Source organism: Martinezella tropici, from assembly GCF_008370325.1.
GTDB lineage: Bacteria > Pseudomonadota > Alphaproteobacteria > Rhizobiales > Rhizobiaceae > Rhizobium > Rhizobium tropici_B.
On record NZ_VNIP01000004.1, the window covers coordinates 263,348 to 282,613 of the forward strand.

The following is a 19,266-nucleotide window of genomic DNA, read 5'->3' on the forward strand; positions in this document are numbered from 1 at the left end:
AGCGATGCCCCAAGCTCGCCTGCGGGCGAGGGGAGACCGTATGGCGTATCCCCTTAACAGACAGCCGGCTTCGCAGGTCGAACTTGTGAAGCCGATGCCTGATTTGATCCGCGCGAGTTTTAAGAGGTCGCAAAGGCGCTGCGGCGCGCTGAAAGCGAGCCGACACCCATCAAAGCGGCAAGAATGACGGGGATGCACACGAGATAGGCCGTGCGAATGCCTGCATGCTCCGCAACGAAACCAAGCAGCGGCGGAGCCAGGAAGAAGACGACGAAAGACATTTGCCCGAGAGCGGCAACATTGACATGTGCTGGGCGATCCGTGCGTTGTGCGGCGGCTGAAACCGCCAGCGGATAGACCGCGCTGCAACCGGCGCCCATGAAGGCAAATCCCACGAGAGCCACATTGGGGTGGGGGGCGAGCCAGACGGCGCAAAGCCCGGCGGTCGACAGAAGCAGCAGGAAGAGCGCAACGGCCCTGGAGCCGTAGCGATCGACAAACGGATCCGCAAACAATCTCGCCAGCGCCATGAAGAAGGTAAACAGCGTCAGGCCGAGACCCCCGATGAACGGCTCGGCGTGAAAGACGTCGCGCATGTAGATCGCCGACCAGTCGATGCCGGCGCCCTCGACCAGGAATGCCGCAATCCCGATCACGCACAGGGGCAGCAGGCCAAGCGTCGGAAGCGCCATATGGCCTGCGTCCGTATGGTCATGCGTCGCGCGCGCGGGTGCATTCCGCATGCCGGCGATCGTGATGGTGCCGACGATGAGGACAAAGGCGAATGTCAGGGCAAGATGCAGCTGCATCGGGACACCTGCCTGCCGGACTGCCGAGGATATGAGGGCGGTGACGAAAAAGCCGAGACTCCAGAAGCCATGCGCCCGGTTCATCACTCCTCGGCCGAGCTGTGCCTCGATGCGATCGATCTCGACGTTGAGATTGATTTCGAGAGCGCCCGCCAGCATGCCTTCGCAAAACAGAACGGCAAAGACAAGAGGCGCTGCACCCATCCATGGCACGAGCGCCAGCAGGGCCGATGTTCCGAGCACGGTAACGAACGCGGTTTTGCGCGCGCCAAGGCGCGCCACGATCGGTGACGCCAACGTCAGTGATATCAATGCGCCGATGGCCGCGCCGATCAGCGTCAGACCAAGCTCGGACTTGTTGATCTGCAAGGCGTCCTGAAGATCGGGAAGGCGCGACAGCAATGCGCCTATCGATACCGCAAAGAGGAAAAAGCAGACATAAATTCGCTGCTGCGGTTCAAGACGCATTTTAAATGCTCCGGAGAATCTGAACACAGGTGAGATAGAATGGGTCTATCGCAAAGCAACCAGTGCTGGCAATACAAGCGCATCCTAAATGATCGTACGAATTGGCGGCTTTTCCTCCGACCATTTCCGCCGTGTGCCGACGTGGCCTGTATTTGGCCTGCTGTGGGAGGCGATGGAGCGGCGATGAAACCATCCACGTGATCTCCTTCGCCGCTTCAACGATCAGTCTAGCTTGATCTGCTTGCCTGCATGTCGGAAAGGTCGATCCCATGCGTATCGAACCACCATTCCGGACTCATCTCAGGATACTTGTCGTGAAGGTGCAGATATTTGGATCGCAAGCGTTCCTGGCGCTCGGCTTCCTGCTCGAAATAAGGATGGTCCAGCGTTCCGCCGAGCACATGGATACGTCGAAGGAGTTTTCGCAGCACATATCCTTGCTCCTTGTTTCCCGGCTTGTAGCCACTCTCGACGATCTTCATGACGGTGTCGCTTAGCGTGGCGAGCGCATCGCTGGGCGGCGTGCCGTTCAAGATCATGTCAAGGCGTTCGGCACCGAAACCGACGTCGATACAGCTCCCGAGCGGATTTACGATATTCCCGATCTCGATGCCGTTCTTGTAGAACTCGGTGCAGTAGCCGCTGATGCTGCCGTCGCTCCAGATGCATTCGGCATCCGGTACGATGGGGATACGGTCTCGATAAAGCGGTGACCATTCCTCCAAGCGGTCCGGATGGATCGTGACATGGTCTGGCACGAGCCCAAGCGTCCCGAGAAACTCGATCCAGAAATCGATGGCGTCACCGACCGTCAATTCCCGAAAAGAGAAAAGACCAAGCATCGTGAAATGAAGGAAATGTGTCCCGTCCCCGATTTCGTCGAGATCGCCCATTCGCAGGCAGGCCTGGACGTTGGCAACGGTTCCAATGTGGGAGGGATCGGAGAAGAGCTGTTTGTACTGCTGCATCCCGGCGCTGCAGAAGAGCGTGGTATTATCGTGCGGCCGTACGGATTCTATGCGTGTAAAGTCGATGCCTTTGGAAAGGCAGAAGTTTTGGTATTGCTGAATCAGGCGTCCCGCGATGACATAGGCAACCTCCTTTGTGGTAAATGTGCCAGGCTGAAAGATAGTGTCATATGGCGCTGACGGCAATCCGTATATGCCGGATCATGTCCGAGTTGAGCCTGAGATCGCGATCTTCGGCCGTCGCGGCAATGCTGATCGGACAAAAAACCCGGGAGAAATGGCTGGCGCGTAGTCTGCGGGTGTAAAGTCCGAACTCGCAGCGGGGTCGCCACGGTACAGCTGAACAAACGGTGGTTCGCCGCGAGTGAGACCGCGCAAGCATCATAGACTTTCTGCCGCGGATGCGGTTTCTCCCACCCGCTTTCAAACCGCATTGCGTGCCTTGCCTTGCAATACGACCGCCTGCTTCCTATCTTTTGGCCATCACCCAAATTTTACACGCGGCTGCGGCAGACGTTTCAAGGACGTCGATAATTTTGTGCGTCAAGCGCTGCCGAGCTAACTCGCCGCCTCGGGCGGCCAAGGATTTCGATTGAACATGAAAAACGACACCGCCGTATTGGCGGCGGTAAAGCTGCGTGAGCGCGGCGAAGCCGTCAAACGGCCGGACAAGAACTGGAAGCCATATCCCTGCCTTCTCACGAGACAGGAGCTTCAAGCCATCATTGCCGATCAGCTCGGCTGAATTCAACAACGACAACAAGGAGAAAAAGATGCAGGTCATCGTCAGAGACAACAATGTCGAACAGGCCATGCGCGCCTTGAAGAGGAAGATGCAGCGCGAAGGTCTCTTTCGGGAAATGAGGGAGCGTCGCGCTTATGAAAAGCCTTCCGAGCGCCGGGTTCGCGAGAAAGCGCAAGCCGTTGCCCGGCAGCGCAAGGCCGTGCGCAAGAAGCTGCAGCGCGAGGGGCTTTTGCCGGCTGCCAAGCGCCGGGCTTCGGCTCGATAATCACCGAATGGCGGCCGGTGTATCGAGCCGGCCGCGAATATCTTTTGAAAAGGGCGCGAGATGGAAGAATTGAACAATATAACGGTCTCCGACGAGCGGCTCGAAGATTGCCGTGACATCATCGAGCCCGATCTGCGCGATTTGATAGACGGCACGATCGCCGCCGGCTTCACGGCCGAAGAGGTTCTGATCGCGATCAGCGAACTGGTGGCGGAGGATTTCGCCGCAGTCGTGAAGACGCCCAGCGTCCACTAGGAGCTGACGAGGCGGAGGAAGCAAGAAGGGCGATCCGTGAAGACCGCCCGAGCCTCGTTGAGTATCTGAAGACCTTCCGGCGGATTTCGATCCTGCCGACGACATTTTCTCCAGAAATCCCGCGCCCTCTCGCGAGTTTGCTCTTTGGGCTTTTTCCCGACACCGATTGGCGTCTCCAAGGGTGATCGCGAGTTGGTTAAGCGTGTGGTCATGTGCTTCCACGCGGGGGGTGGCCGTCAATCAATCCCGCTATCCTTTCGCAGGTGCGAACAACTCAGCAGTGCGGAGCGCAATGGTAAGCGCCCGCTAGCCTGATCTCCATCCTTTCAAGGGATGAAATCCTGTGGATTCAATCTGAAAGCGGGATGTCCTCGTGCGAATGGATGAATTGAAAAGTCGTTGTGTTAGGGCGTTTTATGTATCGGGTGTGAACGGGAGAGGGCGGTTTCTTCGTTCAACGCGGATAACACAAGCGGACGAGTTGCCGATCTCATGCGTCTCATCCTTGTCAATGATGTCTCGACGGTTCGCGGTGGCGCCACCAAGGTGGCGTTGCAATGTCTCGATGCAAGCAGGGATGCGGGCCTGACCTGCGCCATACTGGTTGGCGACGACGGGGAAGGCCTCAAGCCGCGGTTCGCCGGTATCCGCACGGTTGCGCTTGGCGAACGGCCCCTTCGGGAAGGCCCGGTGTTCGGGGATATCCTTGCGAAAAACTACAATCGGCGCGCTCACGAGGCGATGGAGGGTTTGCTTCGGGAGTCGGATGAGGAGACCGTCGTCCACGTGCATGGCTGGTCCCAAATCCTATCGCCGTCGATCTTTTATGCGCTTGCCAAGCATGAGGTCAAAGTCATCGTCACGGCGCATGACTTCTTCCTGAACTGCCCGAACGGGGGGCTTATCAATTTCCACAGCGGCAACGTTTGCGATATCAAGCCATTGTCTGCCGCGTGTCTGACGACCAATTGCGACAAGCGCAATTATTTCCACAAGCTTTGGCGTTTCCGCCGCACCCTAACGCAGCAGGGTGTGGGTGAGGAGTTCTGGGGCCGCGTCGGTATTGTGCTGGCCCATGAAAACATGGAGGCGCATCTGCGCACCGGCCCCTTGCAGCATTTCACGACATTGCGCACGCCGACCGAGCCGTTGACGCGTACGCCGGTTGAAGCCTGGCGCAACCACCGCACCGTTTTTCTCGGCCGCATGTGCTGGGAAAAAGGGGTGCGGACGCTGGCGGATGCCCTCAACAACACCGGCAGAACCGCGACACTCATCGGGCGGGGACCATTGCTTGAGGAGATGCAGCGCGCGCTGCCGCATTGCTTCGTGCCTGGCTGGCTGAGCGACGAAGAGGTCGCGAGGATCGCGGGCGAAGCGCGTGTTTTCGTCATGCCGTCGCGCATGCCCGAGCCCTATGGCCTGGTTGCCGCCGAAGCCTTGATGTCGGGCATCCCGGTCATCGTCAGCAGCAATGCGCTGATTGCCGGAGAAGTCGAGAAGCATGGCGCGGGTCTGGTTTTCACGAGCGGCGATGCGGTGTCGCTGGCGGAGAAATTGGCGCAGACCGATGACGACCAGCTGATGCGGCGGCTGAGTGAAGGGGCATTGGCCCTCGGCCAGCATATCGCGCCGAGCAGAGCGGAATGGGGACGCCGCATGGTGGACATCTATATGGGGCGAGCTGGTTTTTCTGCACATTAGTTGGGGGGATGGACAATGGTGCGTGCGTTGGTGACTGGCGGTTGCGGCTTCGTCGGCCGACATTTGATCCAGCGGCTCCTTGCCGAAGGATTGGACGTCGTCTGCGTTGATTCATTGGTTGCGGGGACAGGGGCGCTTCATCCTGATCTGTGGCAGCGTCTGCCGCGTTCCCGCTTCAACTTTTGCGAGGAGGACTGCCGCACTTTCTTTACGCGCCCGCCGGAGCATTTTGACTATGTCTTCCACCTGGCGGCGCTGGTCGGCGGCCGTGTGATGCTGGAAACCCGGGCTCTCGACGTCGCCGAGGATCTGTCCGTCGATGCGGAACTATGGCAGTGGGCGTCGCGGGCCAAGCCGGGTTCGGTGATATTCTTCAGTTCCAGTGCGGCCTATCCGGTCTCGCTGCAGACCGTCGACAATCACCGGCTGCTGACGGAGGACATGATCAATTTCGACGCCGTCGTCGGCGTGCCCGACCTCAGCTATGGATGGGCGAAGCTTACCGGCGAATATCTGATGAAACTCTATGTCGAGCGCTATGGCCGACGGGCCATCGCTTACAGGCCGTTCAGCGGCTATGGCGAAGATCAGGATCTTGCCTATCCTTTCCCGGCGATCTGTCGCCGGTTGCTGGCGGAAAAGGGCGCGGCTGAAGTCTTCGTTTGGGGCTCGGGCCGTCAATGCCGTGATTTCATCCATATTTCCGACTGCATCGAATTCATCTGGCAGACGCGGGAATTGCTGCCCGACGGCGCAAGCCTCAATCTATCGACCGGCACCGCCACCTCCTTCATCGAATTGGCCGAGACCATCAGCCGGCAGGTCGGCTGGCAGCCGGACGTCATCGGACGATCGAGCCATCCGGAAGGCGTTTTCTACCGCTGTGGCGATACGGCCCTGCAACGCTCCTACGGACTAACCCCCTCGATCAGCCTGGAGGAGGGGATCGCGCGGATGCTTGAGCATCTGCGGGTGGAAGAGGCATCATATGCGCTCGCCATGTAAGTGATGAGCAATCGGTTCAATGTGGCGGATGTCGGCGTGGAAAAATCGCCTCGACGATATCACCGCCGGGTCGATCCTATGGCGGGCTCGAACAAAGAATAGCGACGCTTTTGTCATCTAAAGTTATATGAAGCAGGTATGAATTATTCATACCTTGCGATATCATGCGCTTGGAGGTGTTCCATGGCCAACATTGAAAAAAGAACAATCAGCCTACCTAGCGATCAGGCGGCTTTCGTGGACTCGAAGGTGAAGGCGGGCGATTATGCATCCGCGAGCGAAGTCATCCGCGCAGGCCTGCGAGCCTTGCGGGAACGTGACGAGGCTGTTGAACGCTGGCTCAACGGTGAGGTCGCGGCATCATATGATGCCATGAAAGCCGATCCTACACGTGGCGTGTCTGTCGACGCAGCCTTTGCTTCCGTCCGCGATCGCCACGCAGAGCGCATGAAAGATCGCAAGTGATCCGACGCGAAGTCATCCTTTCGCCCGAAGCCAAAGATTCCAATCATCGACTTCCTCGATGGTTTGCCGGTGCAGCAAAGCCATTGCGGAAATCCGGTTGCCACCCCATAATCAAGGCAAGGAGACCACAATGCGCAACCGCCAAGCCTTAACCGACCATGACGAGCAATTCATCCAGCGCCAGCTTGAATCTGGTCGTTACAACGATCGTAACGAGGTCATTCACGCCGGCTTGCGCATGCTGGAGGAATTTGAAGATGGTCTCGCTCGCTGGGTTCACGACGAAATTCCCAGCCGTTACGCGGAGCTAAAGCGTGATCCGTCCAAAGCGGTTCCGTTCGAGGAAGCAAAGGTGCGCTTCGAACGCAAGCATCGCGATGCACTGGCGAAAGCCAAATAGTGGATGGATTACTACATCCGGCTGCATAAGCTTGCTGAGGCTGAGCTTGATCAGATTTTTGACGACATGACCGCCAATGTCGGGCCGGCGATCGCCGGCAACTATGTCGGCGGTATTTATGAGCTTATTGAGGGGCTTGCGACATTTGCCGAGCGCGGGACCGTTCGTGAAGGGCCGGTGCTGGGCCTGCGTATTATCGGCTACCGCCGCACAGCATCGATTGCTTTCGTCGTCGAAGGCGATCAGGTAACGGTTTTGGGTGTTTTCCGGCGCGGCCGGAACGTCACCGCGGATATGCTTAGAAACCGGCTATAACAAGCGCATCTCAATCTCAGAAGCGCGCCATTTCCCGCTTTACTTTGTCAAGGAAAAGCCCTCTCGTTTCGTCGGTCGAGCGGTTCATGTCGTAGTGAGCGAGAAAAACGACCGGGGAGAACGGCTTGATCTGGGCCCGCAGCACACGCTTGACGATCTTCTTCGGCGGGTTGCCGGCAATGAAGGCGCGGAATGGGTCTGCGCCATAGGTCAGCACCGCGCCGAGCTTTCGGATGTGCTGCAGCTTCGAGCGGACCTTGCCGTCGACGAGTTCGAAGGAGACGCCGGGAAGCCAGACCCGGTCGAAATAACCCTTGAGGATCGCAGGAAAGCCGAAATTCCAGACCGGCGTGACGATCACCAGGCCTTCCGTGCGCTGCAGCCGTTCGACATAGGATTTTACGGTCTCGGTGTTGTCGGGATAGTCATGGTAGATCACCCGGTCCTGGCGTGACAGGACGGGATCGAAACCCTCTGCGTAAAGATTGCAATCGTCGACCTCGTGGCCGGCGCTCTTCAGGCTCTCGATGGTTTGCCGGTGCAGCGCGGCGCCATAGCTTTCCTCAACGGGATGGGAATGAAGGACGAGAACCTTCATGAAGCCTCCATCAGCGCCGCAAGGCCGGGGAAGAGGTAGTTCTTGCCGGATTTGAAGTCGAAATTCGGATCGTCCCAGGCAATCATCTTGCCGGGGTTGAGCAGGCCCTTCGGGTCTGTTTCCTTCTTGAAGGCAAGCTGCACGGCATCCGTCTGCTTCATGCCGCCTTCCTCCAGCGTATAGCGGTGCGGGTTGAAGATCGGGCAGCCATGATCCTGATGGATCTTGATGATCTCCTCAAGCCGCGCCTCGGAGGTATAGCGCACCAGCGGCAGGCCTGAGCATTGGATCTGGCCGTCGAACTTGATGAATTCGAGATGGCCGGGCACTTCGTCGCCGAAGATCTCCACCATCTTCTGCACTTTGGCGACGTGGTCCGGTCCCGGATACTGCACTTGCAGATAGGTGATCGACGGATCGACCTTGATGGCGCGCAGCGTCGTGTGGTTCCAAGCGAGCTCATAGGCATGCGGAATGCCCTTCATGCTTTCCACTTTGTCGGAGCGGAAGGTAATTTCGCCCTTCTGCTGCAAGGTGAAGGCGACGAAAGGATCCATCGAATGCGGCGCAATCATCAGCGCCACGATCGATTGCCCCTGACGAATATAGGGCTTATGGCGGGTGAAGTATTCGTGCGGAATGGGAGCTGCTATCGGGGCGATTTCCTTGACCAGAATGCCGTTGCACTTGGCGAGCGCATCGGAGAAGCGCACGGCATCCATGAAGTCGTCATAGCCGACCAGCACGTCGACCCAATCATAGGCCGGCGCCAGCGGCATTTCGATCTCGGTGATGATGCCGTTGGTGCCGTAGGCATGGCTGACCTTGGTCAGATCCCAGCCGGTGAGATCGAGAATGCGGGGTTCTGATTCCATCGTCACGACGCGCAGCCGCAGGATGTTGCCGAGATCGCGCAGGCCGCCCCAGGTGATCGAGCCGACGCCACCCGAACCGCCGGCGATGAAGCCGCCGATCGTCGCCATCTGCGCCGTCGAAGGATGGAAGCGCAATTCCTGGCCCGAATGGGCCTTGGTCTGGCGGTCAAGCTCGGCAATGACGATGCCGGGTTCGCAGACGACGCGGCCGGAATGGATCTTCTTGATCCTGTTCATCGCGGCGAGATTGAGCACGATACCGCCGGAGAGCGGCATCGCCTGGCCGTAATTGCCGGTGCCGGCGCCGCGCGGCGTGACGGGTATGTCATGCGCGTAGGCGACCTTCAAGGTGCGGATCACCTCTTCTTCGGTTTTCGGGGTGACCACGAGATCGGCCGTCACGTTGTCGAGCTGCGCCTTCAGGATCGGTGAATACCAATAGAAGTCGCGGCTTTTCTGGCGCACGAGCGCCGGATTGTCTTCGACGGCGATACCTTCGAGTTCTTTCTTGATGCGCTGATAATCCGGCATGTCAGGCTCCAATGACGCTGTCGAGTTCACGATAATCCGGCAGGCTGCGATCGATCACCTTGCCCTTGCGAAGGACGACGCGGTCGGACTGCGGACGGGAAAGGAATTCGCTCCAGCGCCTGGCGCTGAAAAGTACGAGATCTGCCGGGTTGCCGACGGCGATACGCCCGATATCCGGGCGGCCAAGTATCTTTGCGGGCGAGGTGGTTATGACCCTTGCGGCCGTATCCAGCGGATGGTCGAGATGCAGGATGCGTACGGCTTCCCGGAACACCTCGACCGGATCGAGATCGCCATAGGCGTAGAACGGGTCGCGGGTATTGTCGGAGGCAACGGCTGTGGGAACACCGGCGGCGGCAAGCTCGTGCAGTAGCGTGACACCTCGCCAGCGCGGCGTGCGCCCAGCATGGCGGTCCTGCAGGTACATGTTGCACATCGGCAACGAGACGATGGAGATCCCGGCCTTGGCGACGAGATCGATGGTGACGCGGGCCACATCTTCATCCTGCCGGGCAAGCGAGCAGCAATGGCCGGCCGTTACCTTGCCCGTGAAACCGTTGCGAAGCACGGCTTCTGCGATCGCCTTCAGCGTCAATACCTGTTTGTCTTCGGTCTCATCGACATGCAGATCGATGTCGAGGCCATTGTCGGCGGCGGCGCGGATCAGCTTGTCGAGCTGGGCGTCGAGGTCCGGATTCATCTGGGTGACTCCGCCCATCAAGCCGCCGGCTTCGCGGACGACGCGGAGTAGGTCGACAAAAAAGGTGTCGTCCACCATGGTGTCGAGCGGAAAGAGGGCGACGGCCTGCAGCGCGATCTTATCTTTCCAGGCTTCGCGGACCGAGGTGAAAACGTCGAAGGAAATGCGGTGCTGCGGCGCCAGCGAATCCAGATGGGTGCGGATCAGGCCGGTACCATGGGCGTAAGCCGAGCGCAGCGAGAATTCCATGCGCTTGCGCACGTCCTCGGCCGACCAGTTGGCCTCGCGGTCGGTACGGACAGCATCGAGCGCGCCCATGAAACTGCCGTCGGGGTTGGAGCGGCGCTCCCATATGTGGCCCTTGTCGAGATGGGTGTGCATGTCGGCGAAAGTCGGCCAGACCATGCCCTCCCTCATATCGACCTTGGCATATTCCACCGGCGCGGTGCCGGGTGCGCGGATATCCCTGACGAGGCCGTCAGCAACGACGATATCGGCCTTGATAAGGCCCTCGCTGGAGGGCGCTGGAAAGCCGGACAGCGCAACGGCGGGTACAGTGGCATTGCTCAATACGAAGCGGGCGGCATTCGGCGGTGACATGAAGGCGTGGGACATCAGTTCTCCCGCTTGAGGCTGCTCTCATGCCAGCGATGCAGGCTCAGCCATGAGATGAAGGAGGTGAAGGCGAAGATGGCGACGCCGAGCGCCGACAGAAGCAGCAGCGCCGCAAAGAGCCGCGGCATGTTCTGGCGGTATTGTGCTTCGAGCAGGCGGAACGCCAGGCCCGAATTCGGACCGCCGGAGCCGGCGGCAAACTCGGCGACGACCGATGCGATCAGCGATAAGCCGCCACCGATCCTCAAGCCCGTCATGAAATAGGGCTGGGCTGCCGGCAGCTTCAGATGCAGCAACGCCTGCCAGCGCGAGGCGCCGTAGAGATCGAAGAGATTAAGCAGATTGTGGTCGACGCTTTTCAATCCCTGCACCATGTTGGACAGGATCGGAAAGAAGGCGACGAGGAAGCCGCAGATCAGCAGCGCCGCCTCGCGTGTCGGCGCATAGATCAGGATCAGCGGCGCGATCGCGACGATCGGCGTCACCTGAAGAATGACGGCGAGCGGATAGAAGGCGAGCTCGATCCAGCGGGACTGCACGAGGAAGATGGCGAAGCCGACGCCGCCGATCAGCGCCAGGACCAGGGATATGAACGTGATTTCGGTCGTCACCCACAGCGCCGGCCAGAGAATGCCCCAATCGGAGACAAGCGCCTTGGCGACCGCGATCGGGCTCGGCAGGATATATTGCGGAATGCCGGTTCCGATGACGAGAAGCTGCCAGAGGATGAGAAGCACGAAAACGGTCAGGATCGGTACGAAGACGCCGAACGCGCGTTCTAAACTGCGCTGTCTGACAGCGGGGATAGCCGGCGCATCGACTGTTTCAGCGGAAAGAGTGGCGGGCAGGCTGGTGCTGTCGCTCATCAATGGGCCTCCGGCCAGCCGATGGCCTCGATCAGGGAACGGGACACTTTTTCGCACACCTGCCGGTATTCTTCCGATGAGCGATAGAGCGGATCGCGTTCGCCGCTGGTTTGCAAGGGGAAGTCGGTGTGGACGCGGCCCGGCCGTGCCTTCATGACGACGATGCGGTTGGAGAGATAGGCGGACTCATAAACGGAATGCGTGACGAAGATGACGGTGATGCCTGTGGTCTGCCAGAGGCGCAGCACGTCGTCATTGAGTTTCTGGCGGGTGATTTCATCGAGCGCGGCAAAGGGCTCGTCCATTAGCAGCAGCTTCGGTTTCGTCACCAGCGCCCGGGCAATCGAAACCCGCATCTTCATGCCGCCGGACAGCTCCCGCGGATAGGCATCGGCGAAGTCCTGCAGGCCGACCGTGGCCAATGTACCCATGATCTGTTCGTGCGCCGCAACGTTCGAAATTCCCCTTAGCTTGAGGGGCAGGTGGACGTTGCCGAACACCGTTTTCCAGGGGAGCAGCGTCGGCTCCTGGAAGACGAAGCCGATATCGCCCTCCGGCAGGCCCTTGGCGTTGATGCGCGAGCTCGGCCAATCGATCCTGCCGCTCGAAGCGCCGCCGAGGCCGGCAATGATGCGCAAAGCCGTCGACTTGCCGCAGCCGGAAGGGCCGAGCAGGCTGATGAACTCACCGCTCTCCACATGGAGCGACATGCCCGATAGCGCCAATGTGCCATTGGAGAAGATCTTGGAGACCTGCTCCATGACGACGAGCGGCCGCTTGCGCATTTCCGTTTGGGTGAATTTTGTGGCTTCAGACACTGGCATGGCTCGGCTCTTTGTTGATCCACCCTCCCTTTGAGGGGAGGGTCGGAGCGAAGCTCCGGGGCGGGGTGATCTGTTGGAATCTCAGGCTATCACCCCCACCCGCCGCTTTGCGGCGACCTCCCCCTCGAGGGGGAGGTGCCAATGTTACTTCTTCAGCGACATGCCGACGCCCTTGCAGACGAACTGCGTGTCGAAAGCTTTCTTGTAGTCGATATCGGCATCGAAGAGCTTGATCTGCGCCATCTCGTCGAAGAACTTCTTGTAATGCGCCTCGGTGATGCAGCCGATGCCCTTGTCGAGAGCTTCACCGGATTCAACGATGCCATATTCCTTCATCTTGGCGATGGAATAGGCGATCTGGCCATCCGTCATATCGGGATTGTCCTTCTTGATCAGCTCGTTGGCCGCCTTGTTGTCGCCGTAGAGATAGTTGTACCAACCCTCGATCGACGCATTGACGAAGCGTTGCACGAGATCGGGATTCTTGTCGACCAGCGCCTTCTGCGCGGTGATCATCGTCGAATAGGGCGAATAGCCGGCATCGGCGATCAGGAAGACTTTCGGCTTCCAGCCGGCCTGTTTCTCGATCTCATAGGGTTCCGAGGTCACGTATCCCTGCTGCGCCGACTGCTTGTCGGCGAGGAAGGGCGCCGGGCTGAAATTGTAGGGCTTGAACTGCTCGTCCTTGAAGCCCGGGAAATTCGCCTTCATCCACTCGAAATAGGTGATATAGCCGTCCTTGCTGAGGAACAGCGTCGGCAGCTTGGCGAGATCCTCGAACTTCTCCACGCCAGCATCCGGATGGGCGATCAGCACTTGCGGGTCCTTCTGGAAGATCGCCGCGACATCGACGATCGGAATGCCCTGCTTGACCGCATCGATCTCCTGCTGCGGACCGCCCATGTAGAAATCAAGCTTGCCGGAAATCAGCAAAGCCGAATTGGCGGCATTGGGGCCGCCCTGGACGATGGTGACATCAAGGCCATATTTTTTGTAAGTGCCGTCGGCGATGGCCTGGTAAAAGCCGCCGTGCTCTGCTTGGGCAAGCCAGTTGGTGCCATAGCTGACTTTGTCGAGAGCATTTGCGGGCTCAGCCGCGACGATTGCGGCGGCCAGACCCATGGCGGCGAAAAATGATTTTATCTTCAATGCATTATACATCGCTGACTGTTCCCCTTATCTGCCATGGGACGTCATTGTTGAAGCCCATTTCCCGCATTTGAGCGATTGCCTTGCGCTTTGAAAAGCAGCAAAATTCGTGCGCATTGATGCCTTTTCGGCATCTCTTCCCAGGTCTGTGCCTAAATTGTGCGGCCTGGGCAAAAATTAAGCAATGGGAACGCAACATGCTGCATTCGAGACGGCTTCTCTACATCAATGAAATTGCCCGCTGCGGCTCGATCCGCAAGGCGGCGGCACGGCTCAACGTGGCGTCATCGGCGATCAACCGGCAAATTCTGGCGCTGGAGGAGGAAATGGGCGCGCCGCTCTTCGAGCGTCTGCCGCGTGGCTTGCGGCTGACGGCGGCGGGCGAGCTCTGCATCGAGCACATCCGCGAGGTATTGAAGAATTACGAGCGGCTGGAGGGGCGCATTCGCAGTCTCAAGATGCAGCAGGCCGGCAAGGTCAGGATCGTCGCGACGGTCGGCCTTGCCGCCGGACCTCTGCCCGAGATTATCGCCCGCTTCCTCTTGGAACATCCAAGGGTCTTCATCCAGCTGCGCAACGATGCCGGCTCGACCACCATCGCGTCGGTGGTCGCCGGAGAAGTTGATATCGGACTTGGCTTCAACATACCGGCGACACCCGGCATCCGCTCGCTCGGCAATTTCGACATACCGATCGGCGTCGTGCTGCCTCCCGGTCACCCGTTGATCGGACCGGGCCCGATCAATCTTGCCGATGTCGTCGAGGAGCGGCTGCTGCTGGCGCAGCCTGGAAGCAGCCTGCGCGAGATCATCAATCTGACGTTGGCGCGCCTTTCCGTGCAGGTCGAGCCGGTGCTGGAGAGCAATGCGTCGGAAATGCTCAAGCAACTGGTGAAATGCGGGGCAGGGGTGACGCTGCTCAATCCGCTTGACGTCATCACCGAGTGTCGCCGCGGCGAGCTGGTCTTCCGGCCGATCGCCGAGCCCCATTCGCGGCCCCAACCCATGAAGCTTTTTGCCCGCACGCGGGCGCCGCTCGATGCCGCCACCAGCCTTTTCGCCGAGTACCTGCTGGCGGAGCTTGCTGGAATGGTGGAGGAGCTGCACGCGAAGGGGCATATCATCGCGCCCTCCGAGCGCCGCCGTTCGGATGCCTATTTCGAATAGAGGTTGGAGAGTGGATAGTCGCGCAGGTCGCCTAGCATCTCGATGAAGCCGGCGATCTGATGCCGGCAGATGAGTGCACCCTTTTCCGCCGTGCCGGCCGCGGCATTGCCGACGACGCCGTTCGGATTGAGGTCATGCGCGATCCAGGCGAGCGAATGCGGCGGCAGCGGCTGCAGATAGTTGGAATGTTCCTTCATCCATTCCGCCCTGGAGGCGAAATTCTCGGCCTTGTCCATCCGCACGAGCTCGGGCCGGAAATGCAGCATGAGGGAGGTCTCGACATCGCCACCATGGATGCCGAAGCGCTGCTCATGGTCGTCGATCATGCCGTCAGGCGTGCCGAATCGGCTCCACTGCGTGGCGACGACGGCCATCCGGTGACGCACGCGCAACTCGCGCGCGACGATGCCCATAATATCGAGATTGCCGCCATGGGAGTTGACGATGACCATCTTGCGGATACCGGCCTCGGCGACCTTCGCACCGATTGCGGTCCACACCGGGATCAACAGCTCCGCGCTGAGCGAAAGCGTGCCGGGACCGTAGATATGTTCGTTGGCCTTGCCGATTTCTTGGATTGGCAGCACAAGGAAATCGAGATCGCCGGGACGCTGGACCTTCAGCTCCGCTAGCATGCCCGCAGCGATCGCGACATCGGTTGCGATCGGCAGATGCGGGCCGTGCTGTTCCGTCGAGGCAATCGGCAGGATCGCGATCGTGGTGTCGGCCGAGAGATCGGCGAAATCATATGTGTTGAGTTCATTCCAATAGAAGGGCTTCACCATGGCCATATCCTCTCGTCAGCGTCTCTTCGCTCAACGGATACGGCAAGGTTGATGGCGGTGGAAAGCATCAATTTGCGGCCATGCCGCTGCCTTTTTGAGTGCGCCTGCGCGCTCTGGAAAGGGGCCGGCTTCGAAGAGGCAGCCGGAGATATCATGATTTTTAGAATGCAAAAGAAAGAAGGTCCGGAGGGAAACCGGACCTTCTTCCCATTCTGATCGGAGGTCTATTTCAGATCAGGTAGATCTGAATAGGCTTAGAAGCTGCGCTGGAAGCGCAGGATACCAGCCCACTGGTCCTGATTGACGTTGTCCCAGTTGGTGTAGGAGATTTCCGGCTGAACCAGGAGGTTCTTGACCGGGTTCCACTTGACGTTCGTGGTTGCCGCGAAGGTCTTGTTGTCGGTGTAGGCGAGCTGCAGGTTCCACTTCAGCTTTTCGTTGATCGGAACGCCAACGCCGCCCCAAACTGCCCAGTCACCCCAGCTCTGGCCGATCGAATCGCCATTGGCATACTTGTTCAGCTTGTCGCCGTCGGTGTTCCAGCCACCCATCAAGAAGGCCGAGAATACGCCGAAGTCAGCGTCTACGCGAGCCTTGATGGCGCCTTCTTCAACGATCGAGTCGTAACCGCCAACGAGCTTGAAGCCCCATGCGCCGGCCTTGTAGCCAACACCTGCGACAACGTCAGGAGCGTAGTGGTTGTGGCTGTCTTCGCCGTTAGAACCGGTTGCACCCGTGCCCGAATTGCTGTCTTCAACCGAGATCACAGCCGTGAAGCCGTTGCCGGCGTCGTAGTTGTAAGTGATCTGGTTCAGTTCGTACGGACCATCGCCGATCACGTCGTCGTTGATGACGTCGCCGGCATAATCGGTGAAGACGTTGAACTGCGAGTCTTCCTTACCGACAAGGAAGCCGCCGAGGCTGATGCTTGCGTGCAGCAGGTTGGTCTTGGTGGCGTTGCCGTCGTTCCAATCCCAACGAATTTCGGTGTTGGTCTTCAGCGGGCCGTATTCGGTGTCCGTTGCCGTCTGCAGCTGCAGCTCAGCACGAGTGTGCCAGAGAGTGCCATAGTGGCTGTCCGGGTCGTAGGCGTCGTACCACTTGCCTTCGGTACGGACCTTGCCGCCGATCTTGAGGCAGGTTTCAGTGCCCGGGATGAAGAAGTAACCAGCACCGAAAGCATCGCAGATGCGGACGTATTCCAGGGGCTCCGGCTCGGCAGCAACGATAGCGTCAGCTGCATGGGCACCGGAAACTGCTACGAGCGCAGCAGCGGAGCCGAGAAGAAGGCTCTTGATATTCATTTTTTCTCCAATCGCTTTGCCGGATCAGAACAACGTCGGTGACTACCCGACACGTTCCATCTATCCGGCTGTTCCCTCTTGCGGAACATCACAGGATGTCCGCGCACGCAAACTAGCGAGGCCACGCCTGGGTCGAAATACAATAGTTTCGAATTTTTCTGTAAATCCAGACATAAAAGCGTCATAGATGCAAAAATACATCAGAATCTATCAATATAGGCGAGTCATTCATGAGTACGTTGGTAGGATATACTAAATAAACATCCGAGATGTATGTTATTTCCCCTAAAAATCGGCCATATAGTAAGTCTATATTACAAACTATACTGATTTGTCCCTCGATTCGGTCCTTCGGCTGCAAGAAATCGGGACCTGTCGGATAGAGCAAGCGATCCGCCAGCGATGATTGCGGAACGGCGCATTTAGCGGCTGCATTCAAATTGACGGCGCGGCCTCGCATCGATGGGTTGGAGAAAGGCTTCGATTGGCTGGGAGAAGTTGCCGTGGACGTCCCGTGACGTCATCCGTGACCGTCCCTGGGGGAGGGCGAGCATTGGAAGTCATTATGAGGAGGCCCAACCCCGCGCATACGCGTCGTCGCCCTCGCGACGCGATCGAGGCTATCGGCAATCATGAAAGATTATGTATTCCAGGCGCCGGTCTGAGAAATGGGCAGGGCGCGTTCCGCTAGAGCATTTTCCGCTTTTCTTCGAATCGCGAAAGCGCTCCATCTTCTTGTTTCCCAACGCATTCTGGACGGAAAAACCGCTGTGCACTTTTCCTGGAAAACTCTATCCCGCGGTCGGATAGAACCACGCATAGCCGAAATGGAAGCGATCCGGATCTTTCCCGTAGTAATAGGGAATGGCGGCATCGTTCTGCGCCGGCAAGGTGATCGAGCTGCCGAATTTCGCCGTCAGCCACCGCTTGAGTTCGTCGGGCATGGACGAAGCGTGTCCGTCACGCTCGTTCCAGACCAGCAGAATCGGCCCGTTCCCCAAAGCCTGGCGATCAAGATCGGATGCGGGATATGCCGTGGATATTACGGCCGTATCCGGCATATTGGCGCGGATGTTGCCCGCCTTGAGCCATGCTGTCGTCACGACCGCCACCGGTCGCTTGCCTTCCGCGGCGATCGTCTTGTTCAGAAACGCGCCGTAGGGCGTATTCAGATGCTGATATGAATCGAACAGCTTCGGAAAGACAGTGCTTGCCGTCAGGATGAGGGGGAGGGCGATCATCAGGCCGAAAGGCAGATAGAAGGATCTCTTGATGTCGGACGGGTTTTGTGCGCCGGCGGCCTCAAGCTTCAGACAAAAGTAGAGCGGCATCAAAAACAGAAAGGGCAGAAGCCAGCGGTCGCGAAACTCCGTGAGCGTCGTGACCAGCATCAAAGCGAACAATATGGCTGCGGTGCTCACGAATATTTTTTCAAAGAAATTCACCCATTCGCTTTTGAACCGAAGCGACTGCAGAAACGACCGGCGAAAAACGATCAGGAAGATCACGGTCGTTGGCGCAATAATGACGACACTGGTCTTGATCAGTTCGACAACACCATAGCCGATATCCGAAAGCTTTCCGCCTTGACCACGTTCCGACATGGTTGCGACGGTGGATGTGAGAACCTGATCCATGTTCGATACCATCCATACCGCGTGGGGCAGGAATACAAGAACGGCGAGGGCCAGCGTCACCACAAAGCGCTTGTCCAGCAGCCTCGAGCGCCCCTGCGGATGAAAAACGACCGCGACCAAGACGCTCGCGATGATCAGCACAAAATTGTACTTCGTGAGCATCCCAAGCCCCGCCCACAGGCCCATCATGGCATAGGAGATGAGCGTTGGCTTGCGAATGGTCTTCACGACGAAATAAATGAAAGCGGTCACCGCGAGAAGCGTGCCGACAGTGTGCGTCAGGTCCCGCTGCGCCTGCCAGAACATTTGGGGGATGGTCAGAAGGGATAGCGTGGCGACCGCCGCCAGGCGCTTGTCCTCCAAAAGAAGTCGCGCCAGTTGATGATAGGCGAAATAGACAAGGAAAAGCAGGATGTTCTTCACCACGGCGAGCGATGCGACGCTTGTGCCGAAGATGTCAAACACCCCGTATTGAATCCAATTGTAGAGCGGCGGCTGAGCGTCATATCCCCAGGCCAGCCACTGGTTGACCACGAATTGCTGCGCTTCGTCTATCCGCACCGAACTCGAAAGAGAAATCCGCACCGCTGTCTGCACCGCGAAATATATCGCAAGGATCCACGTCACCCACCGAAATTCATCGGATGACTGGCTGGTCGCGGCGGATGCTCTTCGGGCGGCGAAGCGCGAAGAAAAGACGTTAGGCAAAATGCTCATTCAACTCTCCATGCTATCGGCTATCGCGTCCCAGGCGCATCTGTCAACCATGCTCAGGGCGGATCACCTTCATAAGGCTATCGTGATCTCAGAAATATTT

General features: G+C 58.7%; 20 protein-coding genes. 9 read left to right on the top strand and 11 right to left on the bottom strand.

The genetic code is table 11. The annotated features are described in order from the left end of the window. Positions 1–119: 119 nt before the first annotated feature. Positions 120–1,277 carry an MFS transporter gene (locus FP026_RS06960; protein WP_149633892.1) on the bottom strand — a complete coding sequence of 386 codons (1,158 nt, stop codon included), beginning with the start codon at positions 1,275–1,277 and terminating at the stop codon, positions 120–122. Between the two features lie 227 nt (positions 1,278–1,504). Then, positions 1,505–2,407, bottom strand: a complete 903-nt coding sequence (locus FP026_RS06965) for an alanine--tRNA ligase-related protein (RefSeq protein WP_149634110.1) — start codon at positions 2,405–2,407, stop codon at positions 1,505–1,507. A 436-nt stretch (positions 2,408–2,843) separates the two neighbouring features. Here FP026_RS06965 and FP026_RS30160 point away from each other — a divergent pair, with 436 nt between their 5' ends. The 8 genes from FP026_RS30160 (at position 2,844) to FP026_RS07005 (ending at position 7,399) form a co-directional block, all read left to right on the top strand. After that, a complete protein-coding gene (locus FP026_RS30160; RefSeq protein ID WP_188112523.1) occupies positions 2,844–2,990 on the top strand; it encodes a hypothetical protein in 147 nt (48 codons plus the stop codon). A gap of 28 nt (positions 2,991–3,018) precedes the next feature. Beyond that, positions 3,019–3,255 (top strand): 30S ribosomal protein S21, encoded by a 237-nt coding sequence (gene rpsU, locus FP026_RS06970; RefSeq protein WP_149633893.1) that lies wholly within the window; start codon positions 3,019–3,021, stop codon positions 3,253–3,255. A 60-nt stretch (positions 3,256–3,315) separates the two neighbouring features. Further along, a complete protein-coding gene (locus FP026_RS06975) occupies positions 3,316–3,510 on the top strand; it encodes a hypothetical protein (protein WP_149633894.1) in 195 nt (64 codons plus the stop codon). 492 nt (positions 3,511–4,002) lie between these two features. Next, entirely contained in the window at positions 4,003–5,214 is a 1,212-nt protein-coding gene (locus tag FP026_RS06985) for a glycosyltransferase family 4 protein (protein WP_149633895.1), read from the top strand. A gap of 15 nt (positions 5,215–5,229) precedes the next feature. Continuing rightward, positions 5,230–6,219: an NAD-dependent epimerase/dehydratase family protein gene (locus tag FP026_RS06990; RefSeq protein ID WP_149633896.1), complete on the top strand. Its 990-nt coding sequence runs from the start codon at positions 5,230–5,232 to the stop codon at positions 6,217–6,219. 183 nt (positions 6,220–6,402) lie between these two features. Continuing rightward, on the top strand, positions 6,403–6,684 hold the full coding sequence (locus FP026_RS06995) for a type II toxin-antitoxin system ParD family antitoxin (protein WP_149633897.1): 282 nt from the start codon (positions 6,403–6,405) through the stop codon (positions 6,682–6,684). A gap of 130 nt (positions 6,685–6,814) precedes the next feature. Then, entirely contained in the window at positions 6,815–7,084 is a 270-nt protein-coding gene (locus FP026_RS07000) for a type II toxin-antitoxin system ParD family antitoxin (RefSeq protein ID WP_149633898.1), read from the top strand. A 3-nt stretch (positions 7,085–7,087) separates the two neighbouring features. Then, the gene (locus FP026_RS07005) at positions 7,088–7,399 is read left to right on the top strand and encodes a type II toxin-antitoxin system RelE/ParE family toxin (RefSeq protein ID WP_149633899.1); all 312 of its coding nucleotides are present in this window, start codon (positions 7,088–7,090) and stop codon (positions 7,397–7,399) included. Positions 7,400–7,415: 16 nt separating this feature from the next. On the opposite strand, the gene FP026_RS07010 is transcribed toward FP026_RS07005, so the two are convergent. The 6 genes from FP026_RS07010 to FP026_RS07035 all read right to left on the bottom strand — a co-directional run bounded on the left by FP026_RS07010 (position 7,416) and on the right by FP026_RS07035 (position 13,569). After that, a complete protein-coding gene (locus FP026_RS07010; RefSeq protein WP_149633900.1) occupies positions 7,416–7,997 on the bottom strand; it encodes an NAD(P)H-dependent oxidoreductase in 582 nt (193 codons plus the stop codon). Then, a complete protein-coding gene (locus FP026_RS07015) occupies positions 7,994–9,403 on the bottom strand; it encodes an FAD-binding oxidoreductase (RefSeq protein ID WP_149633901.1) in 1,410 nt (469 codons plus the stop codon). Before FP026_RS07015 ends, FP026_RS07010 begins: the two co-directional genes overlap by 4 nt. A gap of 1 nt (position 9,404) precedes the next feature. Continuing rightward, positions 9,405–10,718 carry a cytosine deaminase gene (locus tag FP026_RS07020; RefSeq protein WP_149633902.1) on the bottom strand — a complete coding sequence of 438 codons (1,314 nt, stop codon included), beginning with the start codon at positions 10,716–10,718 and terminating at the stop codon, positions 9,405–9,407. Beyond that, a complete protein-coding gene (locus tag FP026_RS07025) occupies positions 10,718–11,584 on the bottom strand; it encodes an ABC transporter permease (protein ID WP_246665276.1) in 867 nt (288 codons plus the stop codon). The genes FP026_RS07020 and FP026_RS07025 overlap by 1 nt, the downstream gene beginning before the upstream one ends. Next, complete coding sequence (locus tag FP026_RS07030; RefSeq protein ID WP_149633903.1) at positions 11,584–12,408, bottom strand: ABC transporter ATP-binding protein; 825 nt, start codon at positions 12,406–12,408, stop codon at positions 11,584–11,586. The genes FP026_RS07025 and FP026_RS07030 overlap by 1 nt, the downstream gene beginning before the upstream one ends. Positions 12,409–12,552: 144 nt before the next feature. Then, the gene (locus FP026_RS07035; protein WP_149633904.1) at positions 12,553–13,569 is read right to left on the bottom strand and encodes an ABC transporter substrate-binding protein; all 1,017 of its coding nucleotides are present in this window, start codon (positions 13,567–13,569) and stop codon (positions 12,553–12,555) included. A gap of 185 nt (positions 13,570–13,754) precedes the next feature. On the opposite strand from FP026_RS07035, the gene FP026_RS07040 reads away from it, so the two are divergent. Beyond that, the gene (locus tag FP026_RS07040) at positions 13,755–14,723 is read left to right on the top strand and encodes a LysR substrate-binding domain-containing protein (protein WP_149633905.1); all 969 of its coding nucleotides are present in this window, start codon (positions 13,755–13,757) and stop codon (positions 14,721–14,723) included. On the opposite strand, the gene FP026_RS07045 is transcribed toward FP026_RS07040, so the two are convergent. The 3 genes from FP026_RS07045 to FP026_RS07055 all read right to left on the bottom strand — a co-directional run bounded on the left by FP026_RS07045 (position 14,711) and on the right by FP026_RS07055 (position 19,166). Then, positions 14,711–15,508: a creatininase family protein gene (locus FP026_RS07045; protein WP_149633906.1), complete on the bottom strand. Its 798-nt coding sequence runs from the start codon at positions 15,506–15,508 to the stop codon at positions 14,711–14,713. The genes FP026_RS07040 and FP026_RS07045 overlap by 13 nt on opposite strands. Positions 15,509–15,762: 254 nt before the next feature. Next, the gene (locus FP026_RS07050; RefSeq protein ID WP_149633907.1) at positions 15,763–16,812 is read right to left on the bottom strand and encodes a porin; all 1,050 of its coding nucleotides are present in this window, start codon (positions 16,810–16,812) and stop codon (positions 15,763–15,765) included. A gap of 791 nt (positions 16,813–17,603) precedes the next feature. Continuing rightward, on the bottom strand, positions 17,604–19,166 hold the full coding sequence (locus tag FP026_RS07055; RefSeq protein ID WP_149633908.1) for a glycosyltransferase family 39 protein: 1,563 nt from the start codon (positions 19,164–19,166) through the stop codon (positions 17,604–17,606). Positions 19,167–19,266 lie beyond the last annotated feature (100 nt).